Source organism: Desulfobacula sp., assembly GCF_021107415.1.
In genome coordinates this window covers 1-9,634 of the sequence record NZ_JAIOSW010000235.1, presented here as the reverse complement: position 1 = coordinate 9,634, position 9,634 = coordinate 1, and the positions used below count along the sequence as shown (strand labels likewise).

The following is a 9,634-nucleotide window of genomic DNA, read 5'->3' as shown; positions in this document are numbered from 1 at the left end:
TGGACAAAAACTACCGACTACTGGGGTGTCTATTTTGGTTTAACAGAGAAAATCAAAATAGCCTTTGATAAAGAAGGCATCAGCATTCCCTATCCGCAACAGGATGTTCATATGTTCAACCAACAGGTAGAAGAAAAATAAAAGCTGCATTATGACGGATAAAAATTCATCTTATTTAACTGAAACCATTACAAAGCTGATGGAAATCGAATATGATTTTTCCGGTGAAATTTCCAGGCTGGCCGGTGAAAATGAAAATTATCTGATAAAAAAAGATGACGGCACCTGTTTTGTCCTTAAGCTGGCTGATGATAATACAACTGCCGGAATGATAGAGATTGAACATCTTGCAGTGGATCAACTCATCAATGCCAAACTTCCTATCCGTCTTCCACGGGTGATCCTGACACGGACCGGCTCTGTCCAGGCCCGGTTGATGACAAAGGACCGGAAAGAAATCCGGGGACGGCTTCTGGAATTTGTTAAAGGAAAAGCCTGGTGTCAGGCACTTCCAGCAACAAATGAGCTATTGGAAAATCTTGGAACCATCATCGCACAGATGAATATGGATATGTCTTTTATTGTTCACCCGGATTCCAAAAGAACCCATCATTGGGATCTTGCCAGGGCTGATCAGCATCGCTCCAAAATCTATTTGATTGACAGCCTGGAAAAACGTCAGATCCTTGAATGGGTTTTCCATCTTTATGCCGCCATTGTCAGACCTTTATTTGAATCTTTACCCAAATCCCTGATTCATGGGGATATTAATGATGACAATGTCCTGGTATCTGACGAACGGGTTGTCGGTATACTGGATTTTGGGGACTGTCTTACAAACCCCACGGTCTGTGACCTTGCCATTGCCCTTGCCTATCATACCCTGGATGAAGACAATCCCCTGGAAGCGGCAGCAACCATTATCGGTGCCTATCACAAGATCCGCCCCTTATCCATAGATGAAATGATGGCTATTTTCCCTTTGATGTGTGCACGACTGGCTGTCTCGGTCATCATTTCGGCTCAAAGAAAAAAAATTGATCCAACCATGGAAAACTGGTTTGTATCGGAAAAGCGAGCCTGGAAAAAACTGGAGGTTCTTTCCACAACAGGCCCGGCCCAGGCAGCCATTATCCTGGCAAGCAAGACTAATCTTGAACCGTTTGAAAATCGCGGTGCATCTGTTACCGAGCTTTTAAAAAATCGTCAAAGACTTATTGCCCCGTCTGTCTCACCTTCCTATGACAAACCATTAAAATTTCTGAAAGGAAAAGGTCAATATTTATACGATTACAATGGCAGACCCTTTCTTGATCTTTATAATAATGTCTGCCATGTGGGTCATTGCCACCCCAAAGTTGTACAAGCCGGCCAGAAACAAATGGCCAGACTCAACACCAATACCCGCTATTTATACGATGGACTGACCCAGTACGCCCAAAAGCTTTGTGACACCCTTCCCAGGGAACTGGACACCTGTTTTTTTGTCAATTCAGGCAGTGAAGCCAATGAACTTGCCTTGCGTATTGCAAGAGTCTACACTCATCAAAAGGATATGCTCGTTGTCGAGAATGCCTTTCATGGGCATACCAGTTCAATGATAGATATCAGCCCTTATAAATTTATGGGTCAAGGAGGCAAAGGAGAACCTGAACCCTGGGTCCATGTAGTGCCCGTACCTGACGGATACAGAGGAAAATTCAAGGGCCGGGGAGAAGATACAGGCAAAGCCTATGGCAACGAAGTGGGTGAAATCCTTAAAAATATTCCGAAACCCATTGCAGGATTTATCACGGAATCCCTGTTGTCCTGCGGCGGACAGGTAATTCCACCCCATGGATATTTTAAAACGGCATTCAAACATGTCAGAGATGCCGGTGGTCTTTGTATCGCAGATGAAATCCAGGCCGGATTTGGCAGGGTTGGCTCGCATTTCTGGGCATTTGAACTTCAAAGCGTGGTCCCGGATATTGTCGTCATGGGAAAGCCCATTGGAAACGGCCACCCCATGTCAGCCGTTGTGACCAGAAAAGAAATTGCAGACTCTTTTGCCAATGGCATGGAATTTTTTGCAACCTTTGGCGGCAACCCGGTATCCTGTGCTATAGGAATGGCGGTTCTGGATGTTATCAAAGACGAAGGCCTGCAGGGACATGCAAAACAGGTTGGCGCAAGGATGCTTGAGGGACTCAATGGTCTCAAGAACAAGCATGATATTATCGGTGATGTCAGGGGCATCGGCCTTTTTATCGGTATAGAGCTGATTAAGGATAAAAGCACGTTGGCACCCGCTACCCGAAAAGCGGCTGAAATGGTCAATCGATTGAAAAACAGGGGGATTTTACTGGGTACAGACGGCCCTTTTAATAATGTCATTAAAATCAAACCCCCAATGGTCATAACAAAAGAAGATGCAGACATGTTTATCCGGGTATTTGATGATGCACTCTCAAATATGAAGAATGCCGGTTAGCCCTTTGTTAAAGATTTTTATCCAAAGAAGCGATAATTAAATTACAAGGCCTATTTTATTCACCTATTTTAAAAATGGATAAAATGATGGAAGACATATCAAAGATATACCAGAGTGAACCCATAAATCCGGATAAGTCCAATGCAGCTTCCTTTGAGAAAAAAAAACATAAGAAAAAAAAACTCTTTCAGGAAGCGAAAAAGCATTTTGATGAATTGACACAAATTGTAGATGAAACCCATCAGGAACTCGAAGAAAATGATTCTCCGTTCCGGCTGTGTGTATATCAGGAAGGTGATGATATTTTTATTGATATTGTCACGATAGATGACTCAGGAAAAATCGATCAGATTTTTAAACATGATATCTCCCATGCAGAGCTTGAAAATCTGGTCCAGCAGATAAAAAGCGGACGAGGACTTATTCTAGACGCTGACATCTGACCTGAATATACCTTGAAAAAGCTTGCTCTTTTTTAATCCCTTTTCCATTCATTATATTAGTAAATTGAATTTTTCATTTCCATTGATGGGTAAAACTTTACCCATAATTGTTACATTTTTTTCTCATTTTAGTACATTTTTTTCATAGGTAAAAACCCCTATAAAACCTTGAAAATATTGAAAACTGGGGTTCATGATATTGTAAAACCAAGGTATACTTTTTGCATATATTATAGCAAACAAAGATAAAGCCAAACTTGTTGAGAAGCAGGGACGGAATACCACGGGTCATAAAAGATAGCCGGGTTGCCATTGAGCATCCCGGCTTTTTGTTTATGAGTTCACAAATTTGGTATTACAGACCAAATTCTAAAGGGGGAAGTTAAGATGAAGCAGATGAAAATATTTACATTCATTACAGGCATATTGTTCCTGCTGGTATTATTCCCATTGGTATCCCATGCACAGGTGCCGGGGCAGATAAATTTTCAGGGGAAAGCAACCGATACAGACGGTAATTCCTTAAATGCAACCTATGACATGAAGTTTCATCTCTATGATGACCTCACTGGCGGAAATAAACTTTGGAGTGAGGAACAGAATGTTCTGATAACCGATGGCATTTTTAATGTCAATCTTGGTGCGGTCGTGCCACTCTCTGAAGATATTTTTTCTGTTCCTTTTGTGGGTATTGAAGTTGAGATCTACAATCTAGACGAAGCAACCTGGGAAATCCTGACCCCGCGCCAGCGCCTGATAAGCACTGCCTATGCCTTTCATGCCGATAATGCAGATACCCTGGACGGTATTGACTCTACTGCTTTCCTCAGCGCAGACGAGGGCATGGTTGATCTTGATCTCAATAATCTGATGGTTCAGGGCCTTGGAAGCTTCGATGCCACGGGGGAGGAAGGGACTATTTATCTGGGGGATTACGGAAATTACATCAAGGCCGTTTACGATTACGGGGTCCGCATCGGAGCCTATAATGCAGAAGATGCGTTGGTCATTCAGCAAGAAACCGGTAACGTGGGTATAGGCACCATAAATCCCATCAGCAAGCTTGAGATAAGTGATGAAAACAAAGCGGTATCTTATTATTCTTCGGCATATGGAGACAGCCAGTTCTCGTCTCCCATGTATGTAGGAAGAAAGGCGAGAGGAACATCCACAGCCCCAACAGCAGTTCACGAACATGATTTACTGAATTACTTTGGTGGGAAAGGCTATGGTGGAACATCGTGGGGTTCTGGTTCCAATGCAGGAATTAGTCTTCTGGCCTCAGAAAATTTTAATGATACATCCAAGGGAACAAAAATTTATTTTTTTACAACACCGAATGGATCAACATTAAAGTGGAGTCGAATGGTAATATCCAACGAGGGCAATGTCGGAATTGGTACAGAAGTTCCCAGCAAAAAATTAGAGGTTGCAGGGAATATTAAGGTGACTGGCAACGACAACGGGATCATATTCCCGGACGGCTCTGCCCAGATGAGTGCAGGTCACTCCCAGGCCTATGTCAATGCCCTGGAGACCCGCATCGCATCCCTGGAAAGTAAAATAGCGGCACTGGAAACTCTGCTGACCAATGTCACCCGAAACGACAACGATATCACCTTCAGCGGTGTGAATGTCCACGTTGTCAATGGAACGGGGACAACTGATGGCACCAATGGACTTGGAAATCTGATTGTTGGATATAATGAATCACGCCCAGTTCCTGATCCCAATGATCGTACTGGCTCACATAATATTGTGGTTGGGGCAAAACAAAATTATTCTTCCTATGGAGGTTTGGTTGCAGGAATGAAGAATACAATTTCAGGTCCATATGCCAGTGTCAGTGGGGGCGAAGGTAATCATGCAATGGGAACCTATTCCAGCGTCAGTGGAGGCTATAATAACGCAACCGGCGGCATACATACAAGCGTCAGCGGGGGCCAAGGTAATCATGCAATGGAAACCTATTCCAGCGTCAGTGGGGGCTATGGCAATGTAGCCAGCGGTTCATCATCCAGCATCAGCGGGGGCTATAGCAATGTAGCCAGCGGTACATCATCCAGCATCAGCGGAGGCGGGAATAACGAAACCAGCGGCGATGGTGCCAGCATCAGCGGAGGCGGGAATAACGAAACCAGCGGCAATACAGCCAGCATCAGCGGGGGCAGCTATAATAAAGCCAGCGGTGATTATTCATTCGTCGGCGGGGGCGGTGGTTACACCATCTACGTAGGCAATGAGGGCAATCAGGCCTTTGGCAATTATTCAGCCATCCTGGGGGGTAAGAGTAATATCTCTGGTGACCCAGCGCTCACCAATCACTACATGGGTAACGCTTCAACGGTGAGCGGGGGTTGGAACAACATAGCTATCGGAGGAACATCGAGCATCAGCGGGGGCAGAGACAACACGGCCACTACCAATCATGCCAGCGTCAGCGGGGGCCAATTCAATGAAGCCAGCGGTTCATCATCCAGCGTCAGCGGAGGCTTTGAAAATACAGCCAGCGGTCCATCATCCAGCGTCAGCGGGGGGTATAATCGTAGTGTATCCGATTTCAACAACTGGCAGGCAGGGGATTTGTTTCAGGATGATTAGCGGCTGAGGCCATGATCGTCTTTTGGAATCATCTGCTTAAAATTAGATCAGTTTCTGAGTGTTTATTGAGGTGTTTAACTGACTGGCAGTGATACTTTTGGAGGCTGATTAATATTTGCCGCCATGAATTTTATAAAAAATATAACGGGTATAAAATTGAATTTATATAAGGAGTTGTTCATGAAAATAAAAATATTTATTTTGTTCTTTGTGATGGGATTGCTTTTCTTCTTTTCTGGAAATGCTTTTAGCAGGATGCATAGCACCAGCTATTCCATAACAAGCAGTGTCATGTCAGGCGCCGGTATACCCATGGCTTCAACTGGTTTTCAGACTCACTCAACACTGGGCCAATCCTCGCCTGTCGCACCGGTGTCATCTGAAAATTATGACCTTTACGCAGGTTTCTGGTATACAATGACCACAAGCGGTTGTATCTGGGATTTAGAACCGGATGGTGATGTCGATGGTTTCGATCTGTATCAGTTTATAAATCCTCCCTATAATGCATCCGACATTGAAAGTTTTGGATCTGAATTTGGGAGAACTGATTGTTTTAACTGAAAATATTATTAACATAAAATTTAGTAGGGTCTTTAAATGGCCCTGCTAAATAATTTTCTTAATGTTAAAATTCCATATATCGTAGTTTTTGCTTGCCGGAAACGTTCAATTCACATTAAAATATATGAGCCAAACATATTGTAAAAAGACATTCTTTCGTATTCCACGATATAATATAGCAAATTTATTTTGAAATATTTTTTTCCAGGCTTGAACAAGAATCAACTTGGTCCAATAAAATATAACGGAGGCCTTATTTACTTGATAGCGGCGATTTTCCATATACTTGAATGAAAAGTTTTTGCAAACCAAATGTTGCCCATATAGAACTTTCAATTCAAAATTAGGAGTTCATGCCTATTTACAACAATATTTTATCTTGATACTGAATTGCAGATCAAAAGTTTCAAATCGGAAATCATAACCCTAAGAAAGGAGAGACCCATGAAAGTTCTTGTTACAGGTGCAAACGGACATCTGGGATATAATTTAATCAAAGGGTTGCTCAAAAAAGAGCATACAGTTCGAGGAAGTATCCGCTCTTTAAAAGACACTCGAAAAGTGCAGCGACTTAAATCTCTTGGAGATATTGACCTTGTTGAAGCGGACTTGAACCGACCGGACCAACTTGAGGCTGCCATGGAAGGTATCGATTTATTATTCCACACAGCTGCGGTTTATTCATATACTGAACCAGGCAGGAAACAAGAAATTATTGATGCCTCCATTAAGGGAATCGAAAATACATTTTATGCTGCTGTGCAGGCAAAAGTCAGAAAAATTGTACTGACGTCCTCAGTTGTCACCCTTCCAATGACCTTGCCCAACACCCCTCCTTCAAATGAAAGCAATTGGACTAATGATAAAAGGGTCCCCTATATTAAAGCGAAAACGGAAGGTGAAAAACTGGCCTGGAAAATTGCCAGGGAAAAGAAACTTCATATGGTGTCTATTCTGCCTGGTACTATTGCAGGGCCTGGGTTCGCAAGGAATACGCCTACCATTGACGTGTTGGAAGCTCTGATGATGGGTGCCATGCGACTGGGTGTAATGCAGATGAATTACCCCTATGTAGATGTTCGGGATGTAGTAACTGCACATATCCTTGCCGGTGAAAAAGAGTGTGAAGGGCGATTTATTGTCTGCAATGACATATCCCCGATGTTTCGTGATATTATTGAAACCATGCACAGTTTAGATTCCAAAATTCCATTGCCACTCATGACCCTGCCGAATTTCATGATGGGTGCTATGGGATTTTTTGATAAATTCAACCGTCTGACATTGGGGACACCTCTGATAGCTTCACCAGAGTTCATGGCAACAATGAAGGGAAAATTATGGAATTTCAGCAATCAGCGAATCAAAGATGTTCTGGGCTGGCAACAACAAATTTCAATGGAACAAAGTCTGCATGACACGATTGAAGAGATTAGAAAACTCAAAAGTCAAAAATGATACCCTCTGGTAATGTGGAAACAAAGTCAAACTTTCACAGAGAGCTAAAAAATGATTGGAATTTTTCCAGGGCTGGAACAAAAATGTGTTCGATATCTCCAATTACTATAATGAAGTCTTGATTTATTTGATTTTGAATTTTTCTATATAGTAGAATTTTTATTAAAATTTGACAAAATAATGTACTTCACCAAATAGGAAAAAGTTTACCCACAATTGTTACATTTTTTTCATAGGTAAAAATACCTATGGCCTAAATTAAGGGATTTTGGGATGCAATTTGTTCGGACCAATTTTTGCATGATATTCTAAATTAATACGCAAAAAAAAAGATTGCTTTGATCAATCACTGGAGGGAATAATTGAAGATGAAAATAAAGATTCTAATAGGATTTGTTTTATTGTTGTTCCTTAGCTTTAATCCACCATATGTATTGAGTGTAGAAGAAGTTGTTATAGGGCAAGATACTGTTTTTACTACTGGGGATAGAGTTGAATACCAAGGTGATGCATTTTCAGATGGTACAAATGCTTATGCTAGAGTTATGGGTGATTATTTTTCCTCAAGTATCTCCGAAGCAAAATCGGGGTTAGAATTCCAAATAATTGGATATGAAGATGGCCCTACTTCATATTTGGCTCTTTTATCCTTTGAATTTGAATATTCAATAAATGTAAATTACTCTGGTGGTGGATCAGCAGATGCCCATATTAATGCAAATTTTTATGGTCTACAACCCGATCAATTGCATGATGAATTTTATGATCGGATCAATTTTGTTTATAACCCTGGCTCTGATCAAGTCGGTGATATTATAATATTACAGACAGTTGAGCCAGTATACGTTAATATTGATAAGTGGGGTGGACGGTTAGCTCCTCCTGTGATAGTATTGCCCAATGAATTCACAGAATGAAATGGTGCTGCTTTCAACCAGTCTTGTTGCAGGGCGAGATTATCCGAATACATACCGTGAGTTTGTGACTATGTTTCCAGATAATGAGGCATGCGCAAAATACTTGCTAAAGTTGCGATGGCCAGATACATTTATTTGCCCTGCCTGTGGCAAAAGGAAAGAAGCATGGAGCCAGACACGCAGCCGTATGGTATGCTCTGCATGTCGCCACCAGACATCAATCACAGCTAAAACAATTTTCGATAAAACTCGCACTCCTCTCACAACATGGTTTGAGGCGGCTTGGCATATGACTACCGCAAAAAATGGTATGTCGGCAAAGACACTTCAACGCACATTGGGGACCAGTTATCGTGTGGCCTGGGCCATGTTGCAACGTTACCGGGTGGCAATGGTTCGCCCCAACAGAAGTCTTTTGGGTGGCAATGTCGAGGTAGACGAAACTTTAGTAGGAGGTGTTAAACAAAATGGTAAGAGGGGTCGTGGCGCTCACAAGTGCATTGTCGTAATTGCAGTTGAGCTTAAATCCCCGAAAGGATACGGAAGAGTACGGATGCGACCTGTTACAGATGCATCCGGGGATAATTTGGTTCCGTTTGTGCAAGAAACGGTTAAGCCGGGAGCAACAATATATACCGACGGCTGGGGCGGTTATAACGATCTTCTAAAGTGCGGTTTTAAACATGAAAAGATTGTACTTTCCGACAGTGGTGATCCTGCTCATGTTAACTTGCCAGGAGTACATCGCATTGCAAGTTTGTTCAAACGCTGGATGTTGGGCACTCATCAAGGATCGTTTGATCCCGAACATTTACGAGCGTATTTAGAAGAGTTTACTTTTCGTTTCAATCGCCGAACTTCCAGTAGTCGTGGATTAGTTTTTCGACGACTGATAGAGCAAGCTGTTGCGACTAGCCCAATTACAGATGAGAAAGTTACGCACGGATATTCTTGGTGATACGGCAGGAGGACCTAACCAGCCACCCCACTAAAATTTTAGATAATTTCAAGATAGGAACCCCGGCCCGGAATGCACACAAAAAAAATCAAAAGAGCCCGGCTAAAGATCAAAAAAAGAGGCTCAAATCTATGGCCTTCTGTGACAAGAAAAAACTTTTATTTTATAAACATTAGGTAAAAACTCCTATGAAAACTTTTACCCAAAGTATTACATTTAT

Annotated in this window: 7 protein-coding genes and 1 riboswitch; all 7 genes read left to right on the top strand. The window is 42.2% G+C overall.

From position 1 onward, the window contains the following. Positions 1-151: 151 nt before the first annotated feature. The 7 genes from K8S13_RS12780 to K8S13_RS12750 all read left to right on the top strand — a co-directional run bounded on the left by K8S13_RS12780 (position 152) and on the right by K8S13_RS12750 (position 9,414). The gene (locus tag K8S13_RS12780) at positions 152-2,473 is read left to right on the top strand and encodes an aminotransferase class III-fold pyridoxal phosphate-dependent enzyme (protein ID WP_291463006.1); all 2,322 of its coding nucleotides are present in this window, start codon (positions 152-154) and stop codon (positions 2,471-2,473) included. An 83-nt stretch (positions 2,474-2,556) separates the two neighbouring features. Further along, positions 2,557-2,916 (top strand): hypothetical protein, encoded by a 360-nt coding sequence (locus K8S13_RS12775; RefSeq protein ID WP_291463005.1) that lies wholly within the window; start codon positions 2,557-2,559, stop codon positions 2,914-2,916. 240 nt (positions 2,917-3,156) lie between these two features. Further along, positions 3,157-3,230, top strand: a riboswitch (cyclic di-GMP riboswitch). An 82-nt stretch (positions 3,231-3,312) separates the two neighbouring features. Further along, positions 3,313-5,517, top strand: a complete 2,205-nt coding sequence (locus tag K8S13_RS12770) for a hypothetical protein (protein WP_291463004.1) — start codon at positions 3,313-3,315, stop codon at positions 5,515-5,517. Positions 5,518-5,697: 180 nt separating this feature from the next. Continuing rightward, positions 5,698-6,081 carry a hypothetical protein gene (locus K8S13_RS12765; protein ID WP_291463003.1) on the top strand — a complete coding sequence of 128 codons (384 nt, stop codon included), beginning with the start codon at positions 5,698-5,700 and terminating at the stop codon, positions 6,079-6,081. A gap of 444 nt (positions 6,082-6,525) precedes the next feature. Further along, a complete protein-coding gene (locus K8S13_RS12760) occupies positions 6,526-7,539 on the top strand; it encodes an NAD-dependent epimerase/dehydratase family protein (RefSeq protein ID WP_291463002.1) in 1,014 nt (337 codons plus the stop codon). Positions 7,540-7,907: 368 nt separating this feature from the next. Continuing rightward, positions 7,908-8,456 carry a hypothetical protein gene (locus tag K8S13_RS12755; protein WP_291463001.1) on the top strand — a complete coding sequence of 183 codons (549 nt, stop codon included), beginning with the start codon at positions 7,908-7,910 and terminating at the stop codon, positions 8,454-8,456. A 1-nt stretch (position 8,457) separates the two neighbouring features. Next, positions 8,458-9,414: an IS1595 family transposase gene (locus K8S13_RS12750; protein WP_291463007.1), complete on the top strand. Its 957-nt coding sequence runs from the start codon at positions 8,458-8,460 to the stop codon at positions 9,412-9,414. The last annotated feature ends 220 nt before the right edge of the window (positions 9,415-9,634 follow it).